Consider the following 22,938-nt stretch of genomic DNA (forward strand, 5'->3'; position numbering starts at 1 on the left):
TATAACTCTCGTCAATAAGAATTGTCAAGGGTTTAACCCGTACATATTTGACAGCCGCTTCTGAAGATCATACAATCTTAATATACTGAACGATACAAAAAGAAGGGGTTAAATATGGTTCGACCACGAGAATTTGATGAAGATCAAGCGTTGGATGCAGCGATACAAGTTTTTTGGGAAAAGGGATTCGAGGCCACGTCTTTAAGTGATTTGACCTCCCGTATGGGAATACAACGCCCCAGCCTATATGCTGCCTTTGGGGATAAAAAGCAATTATTCGAAGCTGCGCTGCGTAAATATACGCAATCTCATGCAGCTTGTGTAAGGGCTAAACTGCAAAATAGTTCATCTGTAAAAGAAGCATTTTACAATTTTTTTGGGGGAGTGGTGGCGGAAGAGTACGAGAAGGAGTCTAACAAGGGATGTTTTTGCATCAATACAATGGTAGAGTTAGCCCCTCATGATGAGAGGTTTGAGATTTTAACTAGAGAACATCAGATGTATCTTTCTGCTGTCTTTCAGGCGACCCTCGAACGTGGTATTCAATCTGGGGAGCTTGAGGTGACTATGGATGCACGAGCTTTGGCGCACACATTAGTCTCTTTGTTAATCGGGATAACTGTGATGATGAAGTCAGGCCCAGCGCGTTCTTTTGTGGATCATGCGGTTGCGACCGCACTTATGTTGCTGGATGGAAAATAATTTAGGACAGGAGAACACTTGGATGCCACACATAAAAGCTATTCAAACACCGCTTGGTGAATTGCATGGACGGGATGCGGTCTATTTGGATCAGGTTCATATGAATTATGCGAAAAAAGAGCTGGTTTTGAAGGGAGAGATTAATGGGGGTTTAGCGCCAGAAGCAGTAGACGATTTTGTATCCTATGAGCTCATATTTACAGGAGTCTATTACTTTAATATGATTGAACTGGATGTGGCTCTAGACATGTCTGAGCAGAAGTATGCGCAAGGTAGCAGTTTTGACGAGCTTACAGATACGCCAATATTAGCGACAATAGCTAGTGCACGGGGGAAAAATCTAAGACACTTTCTGTTAAAAACCTATGACGATATATTAGAAATCGCTTGTAGAGACTATAAGATGACTATATAACAAAGCTGGTTTTTAGAAGAGAAGGAGGATCAATGGATACCCAAATTGAACGATTTAACGTCATCATACGTGTGGTGCAAGGGGATATTACCCGTTGTAAGGCGGATATTATCGTCAATGCAGCAAATACAAGCTTGCTGGGTGGCGGTGGTGTAGATGGTGCGATTCATAGAGCTGGTGGTCCGGCTATATTGGAGGATTGTGTCCGTATCAGAAACAAACAAGGGGGATGTCCAGTAGGAGGTGCGGTTTATACGACGGCTGGCAAGCTGGATGCCCAATATGTTGTTCATACGGTCGGCCCAGTCTGGAATGGTGGCGACCATCAGGAAGAAGAACTATTGGCGACATGCTACCGTCATACACTGCAATTGGCTCTAGAACTGAATGCACGCAGCATTGCTTTTCCCAATATTAGCACAGGCATCTACCGATTCCCAAAAGAAAAGGCGGCCGAGATTGCTATACAGGAAGTGACATGTTTTGTACAGGAACATGCTGGGTTGAATGAGATTATTTTTGTTTGTTTTGATGCGGAAAATGCTCAGTTATATAGCCGTAAGCTATAGTCACCTAAAGATTAATTTTTTAGTATACATACTTAAGCTCCTCATTTACCTTAATCCAACGAATGAGTTGATGTAAGAGTGCTCAACTGGAGGTGTGTTATGCTGGCTAAGCTGGTAAATAAGATCCCGCGGGATTGGCTTGTATTCATGTATAAGCATACGCCGTTTACTCGATTGAAAAATGCTTTGGTGTACCGGGCACAACATAAATTTTTAATTGCTGTGCTGGGCATTTTCACGAATGAGGCCGGGGAAGTGCTGCTATTAAAGCACGCATACCGGAAGCAGCCGTGGGGGATTCCCGGCGGCTGGATGGAGCTAGAGCAGCCGGAAATTGCCCTGCGGCGCGAAGTCCGGGAAGAAACCGGGCTGGAGGTAGAGATCACCTCATTGGCGCAAGCCCAGTTTGGCCAGTTGCCGAACCGTGTGGATCTTATTTTTACAGGCCGGGTGATCCCGGGTACCTTTCGACCAAGCGCTGAAATCTCCGACATTTGTTATTGCCGCGTAGGGGAATGGCCGGAAGGTTTGCCAACACACCAGAAAAAGCTTATTCAGAAGTTGCTGAAGTAAATGTTCACCCCATGCTCATGTTCAGTCCATGTTATGGAAAATCGGGTTTACAGGCGTTTCAGGAATACGCTGATGCGTTCCAGAGCCATTTCCAACTGTTCACGCGATGACGCATACGAGCAGCGGATAAAGCCTTCGCCGCCTGGGCCAAATGCGGAACCCGGGACCGTTATAACTCCTTGTTCTTCCAGCAGTCGCTTGGCAAACTGTTCGGAGCTTAACCCTGTATGCGCAATGGAAGGAAAAGCATAGAAGGTACCGTTTGGTTCATGACATGGAAGTCCTGTCTGACATAGGCCGGCAACGAACCATTTTCGACGTTGATTGTAGGACTCCATCATACGATCTTTCTCCTCTAGCCCGTTGCGCAGGGATTCAATCGCGGCAATTTGCCCGATAATAGGAGCGCACATGGCTGTATACTGATGGATTTTCAGCATGGCTGAAATCAATTCTTTCGGACCGCATACATAGCCGACCCTCCAGCCTGTCATGGCAAATGCTTTGGAAAAGCCGCTGATGAGCAGGGTGCGTTCTTTCATTCCTGGCAGAGAAGCGAAACTTACATGCTGCTGTCCATAGGTCAATTCAGCATAAATTTCGTCCGATATGACAATAAGATTATGCTCCTCAACCAGACGGGCAATGGGTAGCCAATCCTCATAGGTCATCACCCCGCCTGTCGGGTTGTTCGGATAACAGAGAATAAGCACTTTGGATCGTGGAGTCAGCTTGGATTTGAGCGCCTCAGCTGTCAGCTTAAACTGCTGGTCGGCAGACGTTTCAACCGTTACGGTATGTCCTCCGTTCAAAAATGTGATGGGCGAATACGAAATATAACAGGGTGCTGGTATGAGTATTTCATCGTGTGTTGTGATGAGGGCGCGTAGCGCCAAATCCAATGCTTCACTGCTGCCAACAGTGACCATGATTTCATCTGCCGGGTTATAGGATGTACTGAAGCTGCTCTCCAGATATCCGGCAATTTCCTCGCGAAGCTCAGGGAGACCTGCATTGGGTGTGTATGAGGTTTTACCATTTTCCAGTGCTGTGATACAGGCCTTTCTCACATGTTGAGGGGTTATAAAATCCGGTTCACCGACACCAAGTGATACGATATCTTTTCTGCCTGCACTATATTCAAAAAACCGACGGATACCTGAAGGCGGCATTTCCCGTACAGCCGGAGTCAAAAAATCAGTTATAGATACTGCTGTCGATACATTTGTCATGTTGATTCCTCCTTATTGAAAAACAAAAAAACCCGCCCCTGTAAAAGGGACGAGTTTATACCCGTGTTACCACCCTAGTTTCATTCCATAGGAAATGACACTCTGTTCACGTATCCATCAATACGTGTTCCGGTTAACGCTGGAAAGGCGGCAGAGCTTACTTCAGGTTCAGCCCGCTTCTCAGAGATGGCGTTCAGCTACCCTCGGAATGTTGGCTTTCACCTGCCCCAACTCTCTGCAAATCCGCTGTATAGCTTACTCGTTCTCGTCATTGAAATTTGTTACCGTATCAATTTAGGTGTAATTATAAGCACAACATTTCAGAATAGCAAGTCTTTTTTTATAATTCTGGAAGACAGAAGCATCATCATTGACGACTGGAAGATTACGTATATAGTGGTATCATGGGGAATTCTGCCCCAAAATTTCACTGTGTTAAGACTATATTGGCTAGAGAGGGATGGTGTCCATATGAATGTATTTGAAGGCTTTAACGAAAAGGTTTTGCCTCAAGGATGGAGGTGGATCAACGAACCAACTGTATGGAGCTTCGATGAATCCAAGGCTTTACAAGTCTCTGCACCTTCACAGGCAGATTTTTTTAGAGATCCGTCCGGCGCAGTTATCAAATCGTCCGCTCCTTTTTTGCATACCACCCTACATGGAGATTTTACAATCTGGACGAGGGTTCGTGTCGATATGAAGCAGCCCTATGATTCAGGATGTTTGATGGTGATGGCGGATGATACTCATTGGGCTAAGGTATGCTTTGAATACTTTGAGAATACCCCCTCGATCCTTAGTGTGGTCACACGGGATACATCCGATGATTGTATATCGGGGGCGATGGATGCTTCTAATCCATATTTGCGAGTAACACGAGCTAGAAATTGCTTTGCCTTTCATTATTCCTCGGATGGTCAACATTGGAAACTGGCCAGATATTTTGGCATGAATGTTACCAGCCAGCTAAAAGTTGGGGTTGTCGCACAATCTCCGGTAGGGGAGGGGTGTAATGTTACCTTTGATACTTTGACGATAACAGATCATGTGTTCGAGGATATACGAAACGTGGAATAAATAAAAGCCCTCTTTCTAAATGTGAAAGCGCTATAAGAGAGAACTGAAGAGACGTAAATACGCCGTTATTAGGCAGGAGGTAGATGGAAGTTTGCTGTTAAGAAGGAAGGGTTACAAGCTGCCCGGTTTGTTGGGGGTGATGCTTGTAGCTACGTTGAGCTGTTTCGGACTCATTATGTATCTACAGTCCACAAGCGGGACGAGAATATATCAATTTCTGTACTGGGATATATTCCTGGCATGGGTTCCGGTGTTTATTTCATTGTTCATGGTGGCGTTATACAGATTGCGAAATGCAAAAGTAAGAAATATTCTTTTATTTTTCGCCGCATGGGTATGGTTGTTTTTTCTGCCGAATGCTCTTTATTTAGTGACCGAACTACTACATGCATTCCGTTTGTACGATGTGAATCCTGGTACGCGTTTTTGGTTGAATACTCAATTTTGGCTAATCTTATTTACGTCCTTTTCGGCCGCTGGAATTGGTCTTTTTCTTACATCCCTTTGTGTATTGATGATCCATCGTATGTTGAGGAAGATTTGTTCAGGTTGGCTTGCATGGGCTGTAGTTTTTGTGATGTTATGGCTGGCCAGCATAGGTGTGTATATAGGCAGATTTGCCCGCTGGAATAGCTGGGATGTGTTGCTGCAACCGCTGGTGCTTTTTGCGGATCTTTGGAGATGGGCAGTACATGCAGGGGAGAAGCTTCATTTGCTGTCCTTTAGCTGGCTGGTGTTTGGGATGGCAATCATCTTTTATCTATTTATTTATATCTCTTTAAGTGAAGATTAGGATTTAGGCCGAGGACATGTATTCAATGAATACAGACTTCGGCCTTTTATCTGTGGCGAATTAGGAGTTGGAGTTATCTTCTTCGTGTACATCGTAAAGCACGCGCACAAGCAAATCTTGGCCGAAATTTCCGAATCTTTTACCAAAAATAGTGAGTCCTCCTTTGTTTTGCGATTGATCAGATACGGATAAACGCAGTGTAATATCGCTTTTGTAATCAAGTCCAATATCGTCTATGGTGACTTCTGATATACGGCACCCGTCAATGAAGCTTCCATGCTGGTTGATGCGAATTAACTTCAGCATGCCGTATTGATTCAAGTGTGGGGGCCACCAATCAGGATTGAGAACCCCGGGAACAGCTCCAAAATCGCCTGGGCTCGTCCAGTGACCGATGGCAATACCATTTATATGAAAACAAATATCAGACGGATAGTCCTCACAATAACACGGTGCTTCTGATCCCAGCTCTGCGGAAAATTGAATTTCGGTAAAGGATTGATTCGCTTTCAAGTAGTTAGGAATGCGGTATTCCAGAAAGCCTTCTGCCATCCAGATCATTTCAGAGTCCAGTCGCGCGGGATCTGCAAAATAGCGTGGATCATCAAAATCGCCGATAATGCTGTCTTTGGTCACTAATCCACAAGTAGGAACCGCCTGGTAGTTACTATAATGACCGATACGAATTTCTACCTCATACACATTTTTTTGTTCTCTGCTGCGCAGATCTACCATTAGCTTTTCCTTATTTAAATAGCACATTTTTCGGGTCCCGTGTTTACCGCTTACCGTATTGATTTCCACAAGCCCGCATTCTTCCAGTTTGCGAATATGCATCGTAATGGTGCCGTTGCTCAAATTTAGCTTGCTCGCAATATCATTCATACTTTGTCCTTGAACAGCAAGTAACTCAAGAATTTGAATGCGAATTTCCGAGCCCAGTGCTTTGAAAATATCTAACCCCGACATTAAGTCCTTAATATAAATCATAGCTATAGCCCATCCTTATCTATAAAAAATGTAATGTAAGCGCTTATATTTTTACTTTGATTTATGTTAAAATAAAATCATAAAGAAGTAAACTGCTTTTCTGTAAATATTTTTTACTAAAAGAAGAAGAGAGGAAATGACGTTCTAAAATAAGGTGTTTTTTATAATATAAATCGTATTTAAGTATTTTATTTAGTATTCATTGCGAAAATATACTTAAATGCGATTTAATTTTGCTTTTTAAGTTACTCCAATCTATGTTTTATAATTATTTAAAAAGATTGAAAAATGCATTGACGAACCGTAGAATGGCGTGCTATATTTTATTTGTAAACGAATTCATTATTGATAAAGGTAAATGTTAATTATATGGTACATGAGAGGGATGATAATCACAGCGGCAATCAACAACGGGTTGTGTACCGCACAGTTAAAGATTAGGCCGAGTGGTATGAAGTTATTTTAACACTTAATGTATGCGGTTTCATTTTAATTTTAGGAGGGGTCGCGTTGACAAAGAAAAAAGGTTTTGGACTAACAATGGTTGTTCTGTTGTTGATGGTTGCTGCACTGGCAGGCTGTAGTGGAGGAAGTTCCAGTAGCGATGGAAGCAAGGAATTGACTTTCATGTTCCGTGGAGGAACGGATGAGCAGAAGGCTTATAAGGATGTTATCAAGAAATTTGAAGAAGAACATCCTGGTGTAAAGGTTAAAATGGTCGTGACGGCAGCAGACCAATATGCTACAAAGCTTAGAGCTGCAATTACAGGTAACAATCTTCCAGATATCTTTTATTTTGCCCCTGGGGATTTGAAAGCTTATGTTAACAGTGGTGTGTTGAAGGATCTGACACCTTATATTGAGAAGAGCAAGGATATAAATCTGGATAACATCTGGAAATACGGTGTGGATTTGTATCGCTATGACGGTAAAATGGCCGGTCAAGGAAATATTTACGGTATGCCGAAGGACTTGGGTCCATTCGCTTTGGGTTATAACAAAACCATGTTTGAAAAAGCAGGTGTTCCATTGCCTGACAAAGACAAACCGTACACATGGGATGAGTTCATTAAGGTTAACCAAGAGCTGACCAAAGATACTAACGGTGACGGCAAACCAGATCAATACGGAACAGGCTTTAACGTTCAGTGGGCATTGCAAGCCTTTGTATGGAGTAATGGCGCTGATTGGCTGGATGAGAGCAAAACTAAAGTAACGATTGATGATCCAAAATTTGCGGAAGCGCTTCAGTTCTTTGCTGATATGCAAAACAAATATAAAATTACACCTGGCATTGAACAATCACAAACATTGGACACATATCAACGCTGGATGAAAGGCGAAATGGCGTTCTTCCCAGTAGGGCCTTGGGATATGAGTACATTTGAAAAACTGCCATTCGAATATGATTTGTTGCCTTTCCCAACTGGATCGACTGGCAAACCGGCAACATGGATTGGTTCTCTGGGTATCGGTGTTTCCTCTAAAACAAAATATCCGGATGAAGCTGTAGAATTGGTTAACTATCTGACCACTTCCAAAGAAGGCATGAAGCAGCTCGTAGATGCTAAGGTACAGATTCCGAATCTGCTGGATATGGCTGATGAATGGGCCAAAGATACAAAAACCAAGCCTAACAACAAACAGGAATTTATTGATATCGTAAATGACTATGGACGTTCATTACCAGGTAACTATACGTATAACGCAGAATGGTACGATATTTTCTTCACAGATATCCAACCTGTGCTGGATGGCAAAATTACGGCAGCAGATTATGTGAAGCAAGAACAACCGAAGATGCAGAAACTGCTGGATAAAGCGGTGGAGCAAGAGAAAAAATCACAGAAATAATGCGTAAATAGAGGAAAAAGGATGATGTTAGTGGCTGAATATCATGCTGCTAACATCATCTTCATTCCAAATCAGAAACAGAGGTGAGCCCTGTGATAACCAAATCTAATCTCTACCGCAAAGAGAAGATATATGGATACTTATTTATTCTTCCACCTATTCTCGGTCTGCTAATCTTTACGTTGTTCCCGTTTGTCTATTCGTTATACGGCTCTTTTACAGACTGGGACGGATTAGGACAAATGAACTTTATTGGGTTGGATAATTTTAAGGATTTATTTAGCGACGAACTCTTTTACAAATCGATGTACAATACTCTTTTCTTAATGTTGGGTATTCCAATCGGTCTTGTACTAGCTTTACTGCTGGCACTGGGACTGAATCGCAAGATTCCAGGTACGACAACATTTCGTGTGATCTATTATATTCCGGTCATTTCTTCGTTGGCTGCCGTTTCTATTATGTGGAACTGGGCCTACAACGGAGATTATGGTTTGGTGAACCAATTCCTTGAATTGTTCGGTATTAAAGGACCTAACTGGCTGATGGATAAGGATACAGTCAAACCGGCCCTGATTCTCATGACCGTATGGAAAGGTCTCGGATATACAATGTTGCTGTATCTGGCCGCACTGCAAAGTGTATCTCGCTCTTATTATGAAGCAGCAGAGCTGGACGGAGCTAGCGGATTCCAAATGTTCCGCAATATTACATGGCCAATGGTAAAACCAGTAACCTTCTTCCTGGTCGTTACCAACATTATTGGTGGTTCGCAAATCTTTACTGAAATGAACATTATGACACCTACAGGGGGTCCAGAATATTCATCGGCCTCAATTGTCTTCTATATTTGGGATAAGGCATTCAAAAACCTGCAAATGGGATATGCCTCCGCGATGGCTATGATTCTCGGCATCTTCATTTTTATCGTAACTTTGATTCAATTTAAAATGAATGAAAAATCATCCTTTGATGGGGATTGATTTTCGCGGAAAGGAGTGAAGCTGGTTATGTCCCATAGTCAAAAAACGAAAGTTACCAATATCATTATCTTTATTGTACTGGCGATTGGAGCGATTGCGATGATCGCGCCGTTGCTTTGGATGTTGTCCACTTCGGTAAAAGAAAAGCAGGATGTCTTTGCACTTCCACCAGTATGGATACCAGAGGTGTTTCAGTTTGGTAAGTACAAGGAAATTTGGGAGGCAGGTCCCCTGTTAAGCGGGATCAAGAACAGCGTGATTGTGGCTGTAAGTGTCACGGTTGTGGGTACTTTCACCTCTAGTGTGGCCGCTTTTGCATTCGCAAAGCTGAGATTCCCTCATAAAAACAAGCTGTTTTTGGCACTCATCGCATCCATGATGATTCCTTACCCAACAGTTATGATTCCACAATTTATGATGTTCTCCAAACTTGGCTGGGTAGATACGCTGTTGCCTCTGATCGTTCCCGGCTTGTTCGGTAATGTAGTCATGATCTTTTTCTTGCGGCAGTATTTGCTCAGTGTACCGGATGCTATTATCGAAGCTGCTAAAATTGACGGAAGCTCTTATTTCCGACTTTATTCATCGATTACGTTTCCGCTCATTAAGCCGGCAGTTGCGGCACAGCTAATTTTATGGTTTATGGGAATTTGGAACGATTACTTGGCACCGATTATTTACTTGAACTCACCAGAAACGCAGACATTGCAGCTGGTTATCGCGAATTTTAATGCGACTTACGCCATTCAGACGGACTATCCACTTATTATGGCGGCTTCCATTATAGCCTTGTTACCTGTGTTGATTATATTCCTAATCTTCCAGAAACAAATTATTGAGTCGGTTGCCATTTCTGGTGTCAAGGGTTAATTGACACTTGCACTTGGACGATTCGGATGAATGATGTAACGCAGTCACCCTATGTACTGAGTAAAGGAAGGAGGAGAATAACAGTTATGGTTATGCTGCTAATGCTGGGACTATCCGGCTGTGGGGATAACACTCCGGACCCTGTATATCCGCAGGCTCCGCCTCCTGATCACTTGTATGATCAAAGTACGATAGACGATGAACAGCGCTGGACTATTAACAATGCTCATGACCCAGCGATTATCAAAACTGATCAGGGATATTATGTCTATTCGACGGATGTAAAGACAGGTGGAGAATTGAGGCCGGGTGTTATGGTGCGCAAATCGACCGACCTGATTCACTGGAGCTGGGTTCAATATGCTTTACCCGGTATTCCAAAGGAAGCGGGGGCATGGTCATCAGCAACGAATCTGTGGGCCCCGGACATTATAAAGATGGGCGATACCTATCGAATGTATTATTCTGCTTCCACATTTGGCAGCACACGATCAGCTATTGGGTTGCAGACATCCAACTCCCCGGAAGGTCCTTGGAAGGATGAGGGGCTGGTTATTAAAACGGATGAGCATGACAAGCTGAACGCAATTGATGCTAATCCGGTATTGGATGCCGAAGGAAATCTATGGATGGTATACGGATCATTTTTTGGCGGGATTCATATTACACCGCTCGATCCGCAGACTGGAAAGCTCAAAGAGCCAGGCTATGGTAAAAATATCGCTGCCAGAGATCGGGCAACCGAGGACGGAGCTGTGGAAGGACCGTACATTGTGTACAATCCTGTGTTCCGTAAATACTACTTGTTCGTCTCGTATGATTCTTTATTCGAGGACTACAATGTTCGCGTAGCCCGCTCGGATTCTATCACAGGTCCGTACGTGGATATAAATGGACATGATATGGCGGATACCAGTTATTTGCCTCAATATGAGATTGGGAACAAGGTGCTGGGTGGTTATCGTTTCAGCGAAGGAGAAGGCTGGGTTGCGCCAGGTCATAATTCCGTGCTGAAGGACGGAGACGATTACTACATTGTTCATCATGCGCGGGGAGAAACGGATAAGAGCTGGCCTTACTTGCATGTGCGCAAAATATTATGGACGGCTGATGGTTGGCCTGTCGTATCGCCGGAGCGGTATGCGGGCGAAAAGGAGCAGGATATACCCAAAAGGTTATTATCCGGCAACTGGGAGCGCATCGTGATAAGGCAAGAAGTAGACGGTCAGGTGGAAGCTGAACCGCTTCGTCTAGAAGCTGGAGGGCGGGCAACCAGTGGTTCTCTGGAAGGTCATTGGAGTTTTGATGGTAGACGTACGCTAACAATGAATTGGAACAATGCGTCCGAAGGGTCAAAGGAGGAATTGCTATTGCTTCCTTCATGGGACTGGGAGCTCGGTCGTCATACTCTAATTTTCACGGGTATGAATGAAAAAGGAATTTCCATCTGGGGAAAACGTATCACCGATTAATCATATGAACTACATATTACACATAGAGGAGAGAAAAACCATGAATCAACCTGTATCTTTTAATAATCCGGTCATTGAGCAACGTGCAGACCCTTGGATTTACAAGCATAGTGATGGGTATTATTATTTTACTGGATCTGTGCCAGAGTATGACCGCATTGAGGTTCGGCGGGCACGTACTATTCAAGGCTTGAATACAGCAGAACCAGTGGCAGTGTGGCATAAATATGAAACGGGTCCGTTAAGCGCGAACATTTGGGCACCGGAAATTCATTATATTAACGACAAATGGTACATTTATTTTGCAGCAGCTCGTACTACAGAAACGAAGGAAGGTCTGTTCGACCATCGGATGTTTGTGCTGGAAAATGCTTCAGCTAATCCGCTGGAAGGTGAATGGGTGGAAAAGGGACAGATCAAAACTCGCTGGGAGACGTTTGCTCTCGATGCGACAACCTTCCAGCATAATGGCGTTCTATATTATGTATGGGCTCAGAAAGATCCGGACATCGTAGGTAATTCCAATTTGTATATATCAGAAATGAGCAATCCGTGGACGCTGCGTGGTGAGCAGGTCATGATCTCAACACCAGAATATGACTGGGAAGTTATCGGTTTTAAGGTAAATGAAGGAGCAGCCGTTCTGAAACGGAACGGAAGGATTTTTATCAGCTATTCAGCTAGTGCTACAGATCACAATTATTGCATGGGCCTGCTAACGGCAGACGAGAATGCCAACTTACTTGACCCGAAATCGTGGGCAAAGTCTCCTGCGCCAGTATTCTGCACGAATGAGGAGACAGGTCAATTCGGGCCTGGTCACAACAGCTTTACTGTTGCTGAGGATGGTAGTGACGTTATCGTATATCACGCTCGTAATTACAAGGAAATTACAGGTGACCCGCTGTATGATCCGAATCGTCATACACGTGTTCAGCGTTTGAACTGGAATGAGGATGGAACACCTGACTTTGGTATCCCGGTACCAGATGGCGTTTCTGTTGGTTAATCCAGTCGAAATATATGCTAGATGATTGACGTTTCACACAGCGACACTATAATTTTATAAACAACGTAGGAAAATAATTTTGCTGCGTATAACAATGGTGATAAGATACCTTCGACCTTAGGGTTGGAAGGTATCTTTTTGCTTTTGGGAGACGGAGCGAAGTTACGGGTACTTTAAATCATGGGATGCGATACACAGAACATGTCAAGCGAATAATTGATACAAATGTTTAATATTTTCCACGAGATGGAAGCTACAAATGTATGGTAAAGTGTAGGGTATACAAGATATTTTCAAAAGTCTCCTGTGCATACCGAATCGAATCACACGAGGTGAGAAAAATGTTACAATCGTTAAAAGCCATTGCTAATTACAGGAAAGAAAGTGATCTGGCCTGGGATACACCGACCTGGCTAAAGCTACTTGTTTCGGCTGAGGAGCGTATTGTAAATTTGGAGCGCATTCGATCCATAGGTGAGTTAAAGGATGCTAATCCTGTACTGGATTATGTGGAGCGCACACTGCTTATTTTGGACGGACTTCCATTGTCATTCTGGGTTAAAGAGCTACTGGAGGATGTATTGGTATGGTCTGAGACCGCCAAAGGAGGCACAGTCCGCGAACGGCTACGCTGGCAGCATGAGGGCATTAATTTATTTGTACATAATATTGGCTCCTCCCAGCTGTATGTCAGACAGGCCCAAGCAGAGTCCCCTGCATACCCGCGTAACAGCATGACCCGGATTCTGATTGAGACGCATGGATTGATCGGACAGTATATACGGGGAGAAATACCTTTTGCGGAAAATCGACTGCTGCTTGAAATTACTCGTAAGGGCTGGCTGAGCTCGGAGGAATTGGAGCTTGTGTTACGAGCACTGAACGAATGCATTATCGCCGGTGTAGATCCTGCATTATGGGAGCAAGTACGCGGTGAAGTGGAGCAGTTAATCGGCTGGATTGCCTGGGATAACGCCCCTGTAGTCTGGAGTGTAAAGGAGCGACTGGAGAGATTGCGGTCGGTTTCGATTCATGAAGGTGAGCCGTTTGAGCAGGCTTACGCCGAGCTGGAGCGGGAGCTGAATGTAGAGAAGGCGCTGGCTCCGCTGGAGAATCGGACACTTTGGTATGTAGAATCAGCTTTGCAGGATTTTTCACTTCAAGAACTAGTTAAGGTATTTTTGCTCACGTTGAGGGATGGCACAGGGCAGGAACAGCCTCCAACGGTACGGCATATCAGTTTTGAATCACTTATGAATACGATGTATTATGACTATCGTGGTGTTAAGAAAATTAACGTATACAAAAAAAGAATGATAGAAAAATATTTAAGCGCATTGTCCTGGCAGGATATCACAAAAGGGAAACGGGAGCATAATCCTCATTTGAGTGTAGTCGTAGAGCATAAGGAGGAGTTGCCAAGTACCGTATTTTTTAATTTTGTATTTTCATCAGCTGCAGAAAAATTGATCGACTTTTGTATTGAGGCAGAAAAGACGCCTCTGTATGACAAAGCAGTCCTGCTGCTGTTTGATCTGTTCGGATTACGGCGCGATGCTTATGATCGCTTTCACAATGAGGAGACGTACCTTACAGATATGAACCAGACCGCAGATTTCAAAAGGGTCATTCTGGATTATGTAACTGGAACCCGTATACTGGATATCGGACCTGGCGGGGGCGTACTGCTGGACCTGATCGAGCAAGAAAGACCGGACTCGAAGCCGTTGGGTCTTGATATTTCTGTGAATGTTATTGAGGCTCTTAAACGCAAAAAGCAATTGGAGCACCGTCGTTGGGATGTCATCAAAGGTGATGCGCTTCAATTAGAAGAGTATGTGGAAACGGAGAGCATGGATACGGTTATTTTTTCTTCGATTCTTCACGAGCTGTATTCCTACATTGAACGAGATGGAAAAAGGTTCAATTCACAAACAGTGGAGGCTGCTTTGCAGAGCGCCTACCGTGTACTTGCACCCGGCGGGCGCATTATCATTCGTGACGGTATTATGACCGAACCAGTAGAGCAGCGCAGACGCATTCGATTTTTGGAGCCGGACGGAATGGAATGGCTGCTGCGGTATGCGCAGGATTTTGCGGGTCGCCCCATTGAAATAGAGCGCATAGGTGAGCATGAGGCTGTTTTGCCGGTAAATGATGCAATGGAATTCTTGTATACCTATACATGGGGGGCGGAAGCCTATGTGCATGAGGTACAGGAGCAGTTTGGTTATTTTACTCCGTCACAGTATGAAGAGTGTATTCGTAACACACTTGGACCACAGGCGATTATCCGGTTGAGCCGCCACTATTTGCAGGAGGGCTATGCCGAAGCGCTGTCCAGTCGTGTTGAGTTCATGGATGAGCAAGGTCAGCCGGTTCCTTTGCCAGACAGTACCTGTCTGATCGTAATTGAGAAGCCAAATAACAGGGATGAAGCAACTAAATGATTTTTAATTTAAACAAGAGAATGCCTTCTGAGTTGTGCCAAGCGCACTGGGAAGGCATTTTTTTGGAAAACGAATGGAGGTGCCTTCATGTCCGCGCAGGTAGTGATATCCGAATATAATCCGCAGTGGGTAGCAGAGTACATACAGGAACGAGCCAAATTGATAGAGGCTCTCGGAGACGTGTGTGTCGGCGTAGAGCATATCGGTAGTACATCCGTTCCTGGTTTGGGAGCCAAGGCTATTATCGACATTATGGTTGGAGTAGAAGATTTGGCGATGATTCAATCCGAACAGCGAGAGCGTTTGCTAGGTATTCAATATGAATATGTACATAAGCCTGATTTTCCAGAGCGAGCTTTCTTTCGCCGTGGAGAATGGGGAGCTGGGACCCATCATTTGCATATTTACAAGTATAAAGGAGAGCATTGGGAAAACCATCTATTATTCAGAGATTACTTGAAAGCGCATCCTGAGAGCCTGGGAGCGTATGAGACTTTAAAAAAAGATTTGGCTCACCAATTCAATCATGACCGTGCAGCGTATACCGAAGCCAAGGGACCTTTCATTCGGCAGGTGGTTGAGCAAGCGAAGCTTGAAAGACAAAGTAGAGACAAATGAAATTTTAGTACGCGTGGACAAGGTGGAGGAATGATGAAGAATAGGATGCTTGATGCACAGGTAACACCGAATGGTTTAAAAGACAGAATGCTGCTGCTGTCAGCACTGGATATTATATTGTCTCCAGAAGATTGGTTGCGCACGTATCGTATGCAGTCTGAATGGTCTGGTGATGTGTGCCTAGTTGAGGTGAACAACGGCGCTGGAGATACGATTCATATGCTATGGACGCGTGGAGGTGTGCTATTAAAAGGTTTTGACCACGAATCCCCTGTAAGTCCTCATGCAAGAGACGAATATGAGATCTGGCCGGGCATGTACGACGGTGTACCTGATGATATGATGGGGCTTTTAGAAGATGAAGCGCTGGAGAAGGAGGACGTTACCTTTTGTATGTGGAGGGAAGCGGGAGATAAGGAGTGGCGTACGGGCAACGTGAACATTCCTGAGGAATATGACGATGGCTCATCCTTTTTGCTGGGGAAAATTATAGTTACACCGGAGGAATATCAGGATTGGGCTGAAAGTTACTATGAGCTGCCGATTTCTCTAGGGGTGGTAAGCCAGATTTTCAACGGCGTTCCGATCACTGCACAGATGATCTCTGCGCTTCATCCACAGCGTAACGTTAGGGAAGCGATAAAGGAGCTAAAACAGCTTGGCATTCAGGTGCATGAAAGCTAAGAATACAGATTTGTTTTTCTTGACAAGTTTTGTATATAATACAGGAGAAATGGCTGGGCTAATTACCTCGAATTAAAGGAGCTGTGTTGAAGATGTCCAAACGTTTGATTCCTTACATCACGATGGATGGAAATGCAAAAGAAGCAATCGAATTTTATGAAAAGGCATTGGATGCTCAACTGCTTTTTATCCAAACCTTTGGGGAAATGCCGGAAAACCCCGATTTTCCCATTCCCGCAGAGGTCAAGGAACGTGTGGGACATGCCACCCTTAAAGTGGGCGAGACAGAGCTCATGTTTTCGGATACCTTTCCCGGATCGCCGTTTAGCAGCGGGAATCAGGTGAGTATCTGTATTACAACCGATAGTGTGGAGCAAGCTCAAAAAATGTTTGATGCTTTACAGCAAGGAGGGCAGGTGGGAATGCCTTTGCAGGAAACCCATTTTAGTCCAGCTTATGGGAATGTAACAGACAAGTTTGGTGTCACCTTTCAAATGTTCACAGAGGCTCGGTCTTAAGAAATGGAAAACGGCTCGGTTCGCTACTTTAGCGATCTGGCCGTTTTTTTGCGTGCATGTCCTCGTCTGAAAAATAAATATACATACATAAAACATGGGGAGTGTTCGGATCTCTTTTTTCATGTATCGCTCAATTCCTAAAATAATTGTTTTAATATTGTTGAAATGGAAACCAAAATATATTATATTAAATTGTTAATGCACCAACGGGTGGGAGGACAGTCCATGAACAAAGAAGAACAGGTCATAATGGGTTTCAGGGACTTATATAACAAGATGGTTTGGCTTAATAAGGACAAGATGGAAGACAGTCTTAAGGGTTATAAGCCTTCTGAAGTACATTGCATGGAATACATTGAAAAAAATGTAGATTCCAACGTGACAACACTTGCGGAGTCCCTTTATATGACTAGCGGTGCCATAAGTAAAATAACTAAGAAGCTCATAAAAAAAGGTCTTATCGAGAGCTACCAGAAGCCGGATAACAAGAAAGAAATTTATTTTAGGCTTACTGAGCAAGGGAAAGTAGTCTATAAAATCCATGAGGAACTGCACAAGGAGTTTCAAGAGCGGGATAAAGCCGTATTTGAGCAGGTAACCGAGGAGCAATTTGACAGTATGCTTAGCTTCTTGGAAAAGTATAGCAGGCATTTGGATGCAGAAATAAAGAAAAAGGATATAGATATCAAGTCGAAATAAATTTGAATAATGAAAATCAAACCACAGGCAGCCGGGCTCTATTGAGAACGGGCTGCCTTTTTTTTTATTATTTTGTTTCCAGGGAAGAAAAAATGTGATACGATGATTTTGTTTCCTAGGAAGTAAAATCGCAACTTTTGAGGGGAGAATTTAAGTGTTCAAATTTAGATCACACCATAAACAGACCACAGAACAAACCGTAGATAAACACGCTTTAATATTCGGCCTTATCTCTGTGTTTCTTTGCGGAATAAGCTTCAGTATTATAATACCTGTCGTCCCATTCTTAGTGCAGCCTTATACAAGCAATCCGGGAGAACAAGCTATAGTTGTTGCGCTGCTGACCTCTGTTTATGCATTCTGCGTGTTTTTTGCGGCTCCCGTACTTGGAGCTTTGAGCGACAAATATGGCCGTCGACCCTTACTCTTAGTCTGCCTTTTGGGTTCCGCAATCGGGTACTTAGTTTTTGGTATAGGAGGAGCTGTATGGGTACTATTTGCTGGGCGTATCATAGAAGGTATAACAGGTGGGAGCATAAGCACGATCTTCGCATATTTTGCAGACATCATTCCTCCAGAACAGAGAACTAAATACTTTGGATGGTTGAGTGCAGTTGTAGGTGTCGGCACTGTCATTGGTCCAACTCTAGGTGGATTACTTTTCAAGTTTGGTTATTCTGTACCTATGTATTTTGGAGCAATAATCACTTTATTGAATGTTGTTTATGGATTCTTTTTTATGCCTGAGAGCCTTGACAAGAAACATAGACTGAAAGAGATTACCTTTGTAAGACTGAGTCCATTTACACAGCTTGCAAACGTACTTTCCATGAAAAACGTGAAAAGGCTACTTGTCTCAGCGTTCTTACTTTGGATACCCAACGGATCTTTACAGGCAATTTTCTCTCAATTTACAATGGATACCTTCAGTTGGAAGCCTGCACTAATCGGACTTATGTTTTCAATTATGGGTTTCCAAGACATCATTTCACAAGGTTTCATCATGCCAAAGCTTTTAAAAAAACTTAGTGATAAACAGATAGCCATTCTTGGAATGTTCTCCGAGATTATAGGCTACAGTCTTATTGCGCTATCTGCTTTGTTCTCATTCTATCCTCTTATTATCGCCGGAATGTTTATATTTGGTTTTGGTGATTCGATCTTTGGGCCCTCATTTAATGGGATGCTCTCCAAGTCTGTCGATTCTAGTGAACAAGGAAGGATTCAAGGCGGTAGTCAATCTATTCAGGCTTTGGCAAGAATGATTGGGCCTATCATTGGAGGTCAAATCTATGTATCACTTGGTCATGCCACACCCGCTTTTATGGGGATGATTCTTATAGCTGTGGCTATACCCGTTTTATATAAGAGAACGGATGTGAATATGTAAACTACCGCTCGAAGCTTTCCGTAATCACCTGCATAGCAGGTAGTTTTAAGAAAATAATAGGGTTTCAGAACTTAGGAACAAGTTCTGAAACCCTATTATTTTACAGTAACGCCTTGCTAAATTAATTTTACGTATGTGTACTTAAACGCCAAAGTTAAAATCATCATCTGTCAGCGGCTCTACATTCATTGCCCGTACATAGCCGTTTCCTTTTTTAGAAAAGAAATCGTGCTGCTTGGTGTGGGTGCTGATGCCGTTGAATACAATGGGATTGACTTCTTCTTCTTCAAAAAGTGGGTCAAAGCCCAGGTTCATCATGGCCTTGTTGGCGTTGTAGCGCAAGAAGACTTTAACATCGTCTACAAGTCCAATAGGGGCATAAATTTGCTCGGTATATTGTTCTTCGTTATTGTGCAAGTAGCGCAGCAAGCCTACCAGCGTCTGGTAGAGGTCACGTTGTTCTTCCTCGTCCAGTTCTGCATAAATCTCCTGTGCCAGTACACCTACATAGACACCGTGAATACTTTCGTCACGCAGGATCAGGTCGATAATTTCCCCGCTGCATGTCAGCTTGCCTTGACCTGCCAGATAGAGAGGGTAGAAGAATCCGCTATAAAACAAATAGCTTTCTAACAGCACCGACGCAGCCATTGCGAGATACAGGTCTTTCGGTGTATGGATGTTCATATAATACTGACGAATGGTTTCTGCTTTGGTTTGGAGATGGGGATTTTCTTCCACCCAGCGGAATACACCGTCAATTTCTTCCGTGGAAGCCAGGGTGGTAAAGATGCTACTGTACGACTTGGCATGAATTTGCTCCATCATCGCCATAAAGCTTAATACCGCTTTGCGTTGCAGTCCGTCTACATGCTCCATAATTTGCGGCATCCCCACACCGCCTTGAATGGTGTCTAGCAGAGTCAAGCCGCCCAGCACCTTCATGTAGGCTTCTTTTTCGATATCACTGAGGGTTACCCAGGACATTTTATCGTCAGACAGCGGAATTTCATCATCCGTCCAAAATTGCATAATATTCTGATTCCAGAACATCAGTGTGAAATCATCGTCCGAGCGGTTCCAGTTTACGGCTTGTATACCTGTCATTGTTAGCATTCTCCCTTCAGCTTGCGAGATTCCCTAGAAACACACGTAAGATGTTACCGGAGAGTCATCGTATGCTTGACATACGGAAGCTGTATCCGTGAGGGCTTTGTCCAATCCTGTAAAGGTCTGAACCACGCGCTGGATACAGCTTCTAATGCCAAGCATTCATATCTATTCAAAATCTAATTTTATTTTATAGCTTGTTACCATATATGCATTAGATGGAGCAAGTGAGGCACTCTTCCACAGACAGTTTTTTGGTACGTGTGTAGTATAACGATTTAAGTCCTTTATGTGCGGCATACAGATAGCAACGTGCTAACTGACGCGTAGTCACGTCACTGTTCACATGAAGTACAGTCGAAATTCCTTGGTCCACGTGAGGCTGGATTTCGGCAATCAGATCAAGCACTTTGAATTGGTCCATTTGATAAGCGGATTTGTAAAAGAATACATTATCCTTTTGCAAATACGGCATCGGATAGTAAGTCGTCGAATTCGCATAGGTACGAGTCTCGATTTGCTCAACAATTGGCATAACGCTGGACGTTGCATTTTGAATGTACGAAATGCTGGCAGTAGGAGCAATCGCCATACGATAAGCGTGGTACAGACCGTTCTTCTTGACGTCTGCTTTTAGTTTGTCCCAATCCGCTTGAGTTGGAATATAAATGTCCTTGAACAGTTCTTGCACACGTGCCGTTGTTGGACGATAATCCGTGTTCAGATATCGGTCAAAATATAGACCTGTCGCATAATCTGATTCCTCAAATCCATAGAAGCTTTGTCCGGCTGCTTTTGCGATTTCCATACTCTTTTCAATAGAATGATAGTTCATCGTCATGAAGAAGGTACGGACAAAATCCTTCGCTTCATTGCTTTCATACGCAATTTTGTTCTTGGCAAGGTAGCCGTGCAGATTCATGACACCTAGACCAACGGAATGCATTTCACGGTTCGCTTTTGCAACACCTGGGGCATTAGCTACTTGGGTCATATCGCTGACCGAGGTAAGAGCAATCATACCCTCATGAACGGACTCACGGATTTTGCCGTGTTCCATCACATTTACAATGTTCAGGGAAGCCAGGTTACAGCTTACATCCCGGCGAATCATATCCTGTTGTCCATAATCTGTAATCTCGGAAGTCTCCTGCAACTGGAAGATTTCCGTACATAGGTTCGACATCTTGACTTGGCCCACGTTTTTAAGAGCATGCGCCTGATTTGCGTTACTTTTGTTCATAATATATGGATAGCCAGACTCCAACTGAATCATGGCAATTTTCGTCAGCATATCACGTGCGCTCATCGCTATTTTTTTCTTCACTCGATCGTCAGCGAGCAGCGTATCGTACATTTCATCCAGATCCATGTCGTCCAAATGCGTTCCGTAAGCCTTGAACACACTATAAGGTGCAAATACATGCAGCGGTTCATTATCCTGTGCCAGCTTGTAAAAGCGGTTCGGCACCAGCAATCCGATTGAAAGTGTCTTGAGACGTACTCTTTCATCAGCATTGATTTTTTTACTATCCAAGAACTCCAGCACGTCCCATCCGAAAATGTTGTAATAGGCTGCACCAGAGCCTTTACGTTGACCCATTTGATCCGCGTAGGAGAAACCATCTTCCATCAGCTTCAGCACAGGCATAATGCCTTTTGCTGCGCCTTCTACACCTTTAATTGCCTCGCCGCGTGACCGCAGCTTCGACAGGTTAACCGCAACACCGCCGCCAATTTTGGACAATTGCATGCAAGTGTTCAATACATAGTTGATTGAGTTCAGAGAGTCATCCATTTCGAGCAAGAAGCAGGACACCAATTCCCCACGGCGGCTTTTGCCAGCGTTCAGGAAGGTTGGTGTAGCTGGCTGAAGACGTTGCTCCATCATCGAGCGGGACAACAGGCGCGCCGTATCGGCGTTGCCGCGTCCCAAATGCAGGGCGACAGCAGCCACCCGGTCAGGGTAGTGTTCCAGATAGACTTTACGGTCGTTACTCTTCATTGCATAATCAGTATAAAACTTGGATGCTGCCATATAGGAAGGGAATTTAAAATTATAGCTATGAGTGATATGGAAAATATCATTAATTTCATCAGCTGTATAGCTGTTATAGAAATTTTCGTAATAATCATTCTCAATCATATACAGCACTTGAGCAGCTGTGTCAGCAAACTTCAAACTTCGTTCTTGAACTTCCTTCATAAATTCTGCTACAGCCTCTTGGTCCTTTTCCAATTGGAAAAAGCCGTCTGTATCGCGTTTCATCAACATGTTGTTCAATTCAATATGCCGCAACTCGGCTCACCTCCTGTTTAAAACGCTCCACATCTCCGAACGTTCCAGATAATTCAAATTTGCTAATCACGGGGACATTATAATGGTCGGCAATCAAATCCGCACTTTTGGCAAATTTCTCACCCCAGTTACGGTTGCCGCTTGCAGCTACACCAACAAGGTTTTGTGCATTTTTTTTCAAAAATGAAGATACCCTCTCAGGTATCTGCCCAAACCCGGTTGTATATGTAATGAGTACGTAAGGTTCTTCTATAGTCATTTGCTCCTCAATCTGAACCGCCGGAAGCTTGAGCTTGTTTATAAATCTTTTTACATTGCCGGTCTTGGAATCATAAGCAATCAGCATGGTGTGCAACCTCCTTAACAATTAACGAAAAAAAGAAAACGGCATTGCCAAGAGACCCATCATAGCTGTAATCCCTTGCTGGCTGCGCCATTTAAGATTTTTGACTCTATATTTACATGTATTTTCATACCTTTATCTTCAAGATATCGGGCATAAATACGTTTTTTACACTATATTTAGAGTACATTTTCTATTTTATATCTATATATAGTTTTGTCAATCGGTCTAGAGAGGCTCAGAGGACCCAGATCGGGTGTAAGTCCAAGCAGGGTGCGGAAAAGA

The 22,938-nt window shown here is 43.7% G+C and carries 22 protein-coding genes and 1 other annotated feature; of the genes, 17 read left to right on the top strand and 5 right to left on the bottom strand.

Going from position 1 to position 22,938, the window contains the following annotated elements; genetic code table 11:
- Window positions 1-114: 114 nt before the first annotated feature.
- The 4 genes from HFD99_RS12380 to HFD99_RS12395 all read left to right on the top strand — a co-directional run bounded on the left by HFD99_RS12380 (window position 115) and on the right by HFD99_RS12395 (window position 2,259).
- Complete coding sequence (locus HFD99_RS12380; protein ID WP_039277070.1) at window positions 115-702, top strand: TetR/AcrR family transcriptional regulator; 588 nt, start codon at window positions 115-117, stop codon at window positions 700-702.
- Window positions 703-724: 22 nt separating this feature from the next.
- Window positions 725-1,117, top strand: coding sequence for a hypothetical protein (locus HFD99_RS12385; RefSeq protein WP_031463267.1), 393 nt, complete (start codon window positions 725-727; stop codon window positions 1,115-1,117).
- 32 nt (window positions 1,118-1,149) lie between these two features.
- Entirely contained in the window at window positions 1,150-1,686 is a 537-nt protein-coding gene (locus HFD99_RS12390; RefSeq protein WP_031463268.1) for an O-acetyl-ADP-ribose deacetylase, read from the top strand.
- Between the two features lie 99 nt (window positions 1,687-1,785).
- Entirely contained in the window at window positions 1,786-2,259 is a 474-nt protein-coding gene (locus tag HFD99_RS12395; RefSeq protein WP_031463269.1) for an NUDIX hydrolase, read from the top strand.
- A gap of 47 nt (window positions 2,260-2,306) precedes the next feature.
- Here HFD99_RS12395 and HFD99_RS12400 read toward each other — a convergent pair whose 3' ends face one another.
- Entirely contained in the window at window positions 2,307-3,491 is a 1,185-nt protein-coding gene (locus tag HFD99_RS12400; RefSeq protein WP_039277073.1) for an aminotransferase class I/II-fold pyridoxal phosphate-dependent enzyme, read from the bottom strand.
- 42 nt (window positions 3,492-3,533) lie between these two features.
- Window positions 3,534-3,772 (bottom strand) — a binding site (T-box leader).
- 190 nt (window positions 3,773-3,962) lie between these two features.
- Here HFD99_RS12400 and HFD99_RS12405 point away from each other — a divergent pair.
- Both HFD99_RS12405 and HFD99_RS12410 read left to right on the top strand, forming a co-directional pair.
- Window positions 3,963-4,571 (top strand): DUF1349 domain-containing protein, encoded by a 609-nt coding sequence (locus tag HFD99_RS12405; RefSeq protein ID WP_039277074.1) that lies wholly within the window; start codon window positions 3,963-3,965, stop codon window positions 4,569-4,571.
- A 91-nt stretch (window positions 4,572-4,662) separates the two neighbouring features.
- A complete protein-coding gene (locus tag HFD99_RS12410) occupies window positions 4,663-5,364 on the top strand; it encodes a DUF1361 domain-containing protein (RefSeq protein WP_039277076.1) in 702 nt (233 codons plus the stop codon).
- A gap of 60 nt (window positions 5,365-5,424) precedes the next feature.
- Here HFD99_RS12410 and HFD99_RS12415 read toward each other — a convergent pair whose 3' ends face one another.
- Window positions 5,425-6,354 (bottom strand): ArsR/SmtB family transcription factor, encoded by a 930-nt coding sequence (locus HFD99_RS12415; protein WP_017425808.1) that lies wholly within the window; start codon window positions 6,352-6,354, stop codon window positions 5,425-5,427.
- 510 nt (window positions 6,355-6,864) lie between these two features.
- Between HFD99_RS12415 and HFD99_RS12420 the strand changes: the two genes are divergently transcribed.
- From HFD99_RS12420 to HFD99_RS12470, 11 genes are all read left to right on the top strand, one after another.
- Window positions 6,865-8,208 carry an ABC transporter substrate-binding protein gene (locus HFD99_RS12420; protein WP_016819167.1) on the top strand — a complete coding sequence of 448 codons (1,344 nt, stop codon included), beginning with the start codon at window positions 6,865-6,867 and terminating at the stop codon, window positions 8,206-8,208.
- Between the two features lie 92 nt (window positions 8,209-8,300).
- A complete protein-coding gene (locus HFD99_RS12425) occupies window positions 8,301-9,191 on the top strand; it encodes a carbohydrate ABC transporter permease (RefSeq protein ID WP_016819168.1) in 891 nt (296 codons plus the stop codon).
- Between the two features lie 27 nt (window positions 9,192-9,218).
- On the top strand, window positions 9,219-10,061 hold the full coding sequence (locus HFD99_RS12430; protein ID WP_019686936.1) for a carbohydrate ABC transporter permease: 843 nt from the start codon (window positions 9,219-9,221) through the stop codon (window positions 10,059-10,061).
- Window positions 10,062-10,147: 86 nt separating this feature from the next.
- Window positions 10,148-11,533 carry an arabinan endo-1,5-alpha-L-arabinosidase gene (locus HFD99_RS12435; protein ID WP_123797084.1) on the top strand — a complete coding sequence of 462 codons (1,386 nt, stop codon included), beginning with the start codon at window positions 10,148-10,150 and terminating at the stop codon, window positions 11,531-11,533.
- Window positions 11,534-11,573: 40 nt separating this feature from the next.
- Window positions 11,574-12,542, top strand: a complete 969-nt coding sequence (locus HFD99_RS12440) for a glycoside hydrolase family 43 protein (protein ID WP_016819171.1) — start codon at window positions 11,574-11,576, stop codon at window positions 12,540-12,542.
- Window positions 12,543-12,883: 341 nt separating this feature from the next.
- Complete coding sequence (locus tag HFD99_RS12445; protein ID WP_019686938.1) at window positions 12,884-14,992, top strand: class I SAM-dependent methyltransferase; 2,109 nt, start codon at window positions 12,884-12,886, stop codon at window positions 14,990-14,992.
- An 87-nt stretch (window positions 14,993-15,079) separates the two neighbouring features.
- Complete coding sequence (locus HFD99_RS12450) at window positions 15,080-15,610, top strand: GrpB family protein (RefSeq protein ID WP_016819175.1); 531 nt, start codon at window positions 15,080-15,082, stop codon at window positions 15,608-15,610.
- Between the two features lie 30 nt (window positions 15,611-15,640).
- Window positions 15,641-16,294, top strand: coding sequence for a hypothetical protein (locus HFD99_RS12455; RefSeq protein ID WP_225164870.1), 654 nt, complete (start codon window positions 15,641-15,643; stop codon window positions 16,292-16,294).
- Between the two features lie 92 nt (window positions 16,295-16,386).
- Window positions 16,387-16,812 carry a VOC family protein gene (locus HFD99_RS12460; protein WP_016819177.1) on the top strand — a complete coding sequence of 142 codons (426 nt, stop codon included), beginning with the start codon at window positions 16,387-16,389 and terminating at the stop codon, window positions 16,810-16,812.
- A gap of 225 nt (window positions 16,813-17,037) precedes the next feature.
- On the top strand, window positions 17,038-17,511 hold the full coding sequence (locus HFD99_RS12465) for a MarR family transcriptional regulator (protein WP_016819178.1): 474 nt from the start codon (window positions 17,038-17,040) through the stop codon (window positions 17,509-17,511).
- A gap of 154 nt (window positions 17,512-17,665) precedes the next feature.
- Entirely contained in the window at window positions 17,666-18,901 is a 1,236-nt protein-coding gene (locus tag HFD99_RS12470) for an MFS transporter (RefSeq protein WP_016819179.1), read from the top strand.
- A gap of 141 nt (window positions 18,902-19,042) precedes the next feature.
- On the opposite strand, the gene nrdF is transcribed toward HFD99_RS12470, so the two are convergent.
- The 3 genes from nrdF to nrdI all read right to left on the bottom strand — a co-directional run bounded on the left by nrdF (window position 19,043) and on the right by nrdI (window position 22,656).
- The gene (nrdF, locus tag HFD99_RS12475; RefSeq protein ID WP_013370558.1) at window positions 19,043-20,008 is read right to left on the bottom strand and encodes a class 1b ribonucleoside-diphosphate reductase subunit beta; all 966 of its coding nucleotides are present in this window, start codon (window positions 20,006-20,008) and stop codon (window positions 19,043-19,045) included.
- Window positions 20,009-20,225: 217 nt separating this feature from the next.
- Window positions 20,226-22,310 carry a class 1b ribonucleoside-diphosphate reductase subunit alpha gene (nrdE, locus tag HFD99_RS12480; protein WP_016819180.1) on the bottom strand — a complete coding sequence of 695 codons (2,085 nt, stop codon included), beginning with the start codon at window positions 22,308-22,310 and terminating at the stop codon, window positions 20,226-20,228.
- Complete coding sequence (gene nrdI, locus HFD99_RS12485) at window positions 22,297-22,656, bottom strand: class Ib ribonucleoside-diphosphate reductase assembly flavoprotein NrdI (RefSeq protein WP_016819181.1); 360 nt, start codon at window positions 22,654-22,656, stop codon at window positions 22,297-22,299. Before nrdI ends, nrdE begins: the two co-directional genes overlap by 14 nt.
- Window positions 22,657-22,938 lie beyond the last annotated feature (282 nt).

It is taken from the genome of Paenibacillus sp. EKM301P, from assembly GCF_011800295.1.
Taxonomy (GTDB): domain Bacteria; phylum Bacillota; class Bacilli; order Paenibacillales; family Paenibacillaceae; genus Paenibacillus; species Paenibacillus polymyxa.

Coding starts and splice junctions, on each gene's coding strand:
- HFD99_RS12405 (WP_039277074.1), top strand. CDS start 3,963: ATGAATGTATTTGAAGGCTTTAACGAAAAGGTTTTGCCTCAAGGATGG.
- nrdI (WP_016819181.1), bottom strand. CDS start 22,656: ATGCTGATTGCTTATGATTCCAAGACCGGCAATGTAAAAAGATTTATA.
- HFD99_RS12390 (WP_031463268.1), top strand. CDS start 1,150: ATGGATACCCAAATTGAACGATTTAACGTCATCATACGTGTGGTGCAA.
- nrdF (WP_013370558.1), bottom strand. CDS start 20,008: ATGACAGGTATACAAGCCGTAAACTGGAACCGCTCGGACGATGATTTC.
- HFD99_RS12380 (WP_039277070.1), top strand. CDS start 115: ATGGTTCGACCACGAGAATTTGATGAAGATCAAGCGTTGGATGCAGCG.
- HFD99_RS12440 (WP_016819171.1), top strand. CDS start 11,574: ATGAATCAACCTGTATCTTTTAATAATCCGGTCATTGAGCAACGTGCA.
- HFD99_RS12460 (WP_016819177.1), top strand. CDS start 16,387: ATGTCCAAACGTTTGATTCCTTACATCACGATGGATGGAAATGCAAAA.
- HFD99_RS12445 (WP_019686938.1), top strand. CDS start 12,884: ATGTTACAATCGTTAAAAGCCATTGCTAATTACAGGAAAGAAAGTGAT.
- HFD99_RS12450 (WP_016819175.1), top strand. CDS start 15,080: ATGTCCGCGCAGGTAGTGATATCCGAATATAATCCGCAGTGGGTAGCA.
- HFD99_RS12415 (WP_017425808.1), bottom strand. CDS start 6,354: ATGATTTATATTAAGGACTTAATGTCGGGGTTAGATATTTTCAAAGCA.
- HFD99_RS12430 (WP_019686936.1), top strand. CDS start 9,219: ATGTCCCATAGTCAAAAAACGAAAGTTACCAATATCATTATCTTTATT.
- HFD99_RS12465 (WP_016819178.1), top strand. CDS start 17,038: ATGAACAAAGAAGAACAGGTCATAATGGGTTTCAGGGACTTATATAAC.
- HFD99_RS12455 (WP_225164870.1), top strand. CDS start 15,641: ATGATGAAGAATAGGATGCTTGATGCACAGGTAACACCGAATGGTTTA.
- HFD99_RS12435 (WP_123797084.1), top strand. CDS start 10,148: ATGGTTATGCTGCTAATGCTGGGACTATCCGGCTGTGGGGATAACACT.
- HFD99_RS12400 (WP_039277073.1), bottom strand. CDS start 3,491: ATGACAAATGTATCGACAGCAGTATCTATAACTGATTTTTTGACTCCG.
- HFD99_RS12395 (WP_031463269.1), top strand. CDS start 1,786: ATGCTGGCTAAGCTGGTAAATAAGATCCCGCGGGATTGGCTTGTATTC.
- HFD99_RS12385 (WP_031463267.1), top strand. CDS start 725: ATGCCACACATAAAAGCTATTCAAACACCGCTTGGTGAATTGCATGGA.